Consider the following 1596-nt stretch of genomic DNA (forward strand, 5'->3'; position numbering starts at 1 on the left):
CCCATCCGAAACCAACCGCAACCCAGTAGCGGTCACCAAGCTCAAGCGGTGGCTACCGGCTGCCCCAATTTTACTCCGCCGGGCGCTCCAATATTCCTCCGCCGTTGACAGCCGGACTTTGAATCCCCGGGGGGGGTCAGCGCGGGCGTCACCGGCCACCTCGCTCGCCATGTCGGCGGTTGTGGCAGGGGCCGCACATCAAGCGGAGATTGCTCAGCGCATCCGTGCCACCGTCGCGCACCTCGCGGATGTGGTCGACGGTGTTGCCCGGCCCGCGGCAGACGGTGCAGCGGCCACCGTCGCGGGCGATCACCGCCTGCCTGACCTGCTGCCAGGCCTTGGTGTGGTAGTGCCGGTGCAGCGGGTCAGCGTACTTCGGAGCCGGCGTCCAACCTGCGGGACGATGCTGCGGCGAGCGCGATGCCATGGCCTTGATCCGAGTAGACGCGACGTCCGGGGTCCATGCGACAGAAACAGGCATCCTCGATACACTCCGCCGCGCCGGAACTTCCAGCGACCAGAGGATAATACACCATTCAGGCAGGTCATTACAATACACCGCAAATACTCGGGACTACGCAGCACTACGATGTCGGTAATTTTTTCCGTGTTTCTCGCTCACCTCCGAGAAGCCAGCCACGCGCGGCGTCGGGCGTTCGATGGCCGATGTTGCAGATGTTGCTTGCGCGCGCGGAGCGTACAGGACGGGCAGAGATGGAAGGGTAAGAGAGGGAGGAGGTGAAACGCTTCAATGTCTCACGCGCGCGAGCAACATCTGCAACATTTGCGCTCAGGCCGCTCCGCGCCAGCGCCGTGACATGGCCCACCATCCTGAAAGCCACGGCTTTCCTGCATCTCCACGCAGGGCGGAAAGCGCCCGAGCGAGCCTCCGCACCGCAAGGCGCATCTCCGGCTCCCAGACGATCAGCAACATCTGCAACATCACCCGATGCTCCCCGTCTTGCGCCGCAGGGTCGCGGCAACCGCGTCGCGGGCGACCTGTCGAGCCGCGCGCTCCGCCGCGGCCCGCGCGGCAAAGGTGGTGTGAACGGCCGGGTTGACGGACCAGCCTGCCGCCGGCCGCGCCGGATTGCTCTGTGGTTCGGGCTGGAGCCAGGCCATCGACACCAAGCTCTCCATCACCTCCAGCAGCTCGCGCCGGCTCTCAGGTGACCTCAGCGGTCCATAGGCCTGCACGACGTCGCGCTGGGTGATGCGCGCTTCGCCCCGCGCCAGGATCAACCCCGCGATCCAGCGCGCATGGCCTGTCTGGGTCGAGGCGAACATCACTGCCTCGGCCCGCAGCAGGTGGGGCAGCAGGACCTCGCGGAGCAAGGCCGCCACCCGCCGTGCCGTCTCCTCGGTGACCGTCTCGCACGGCCTCGCCGCCGGCTGACCGAGCCCGCCCGCACCAGCCGTCTCGACCAGGTGGAACAGTAGGCAGAGCCGCGCGAACAGGCCCGACCACTTGCCGAGCGCGGCCTTGTGTCAACGCCGCCTGAAATCTGACCCACTTCGTCTTGGTCCGCCGATCGAAACCTGACCCCCTTGATGCCCGGGGGTGGGGCGAGCCCCAACCCCCGGGCGGCGCCGTTC

The 1596-nt window shown here is 67.3% G+C and carries 2 protein-coding genes; both read right to left on the minus strand.

Annotation, left to right across the window (positions count from 1 at the left end):
- Positions 1–148: 148 nt before the first annotated feature.
- A complete protein-coding gene (locus tag E2C06_RS36365; protein WP_133293369.1) occupies positions 149–427 on the minus strand; it encodes an HNH endonuclease in 279 nt (92 codons plus the stop codon).
- Positions 428–942: 515 nt separating this feature from the next.
- Positions 943–1344, minus strand: coding sequence for a hypothetical protein (locus tag E2C06_RS36370; protein WP_133293370.1), 402 nt, complete (start codon positions 1342–1344; stop codon positions 943–945).
- Between the last annotated feature and the right edge of the window lie 252 nt (positions 1345–1596).

The organism is Dankookia rubra, assembly GCF_004355005.1.
Lineage (GTDB): Bacteria > Pseudomonadota > Alphaproteobacteria > Acetobacterales > Acetobacteraceae > Paracraurococcus > Paracraurococcus ruber_A.

Coding starts and splice junctions, on each gene's coding strand:
- E2C06_RS36365 (WP_133293369.1), bottom strand. CDS start 427: ATGGCATCGCGCTCGCCGCAGCATCGTCCCGCAGGTTGGACGCCGGCT.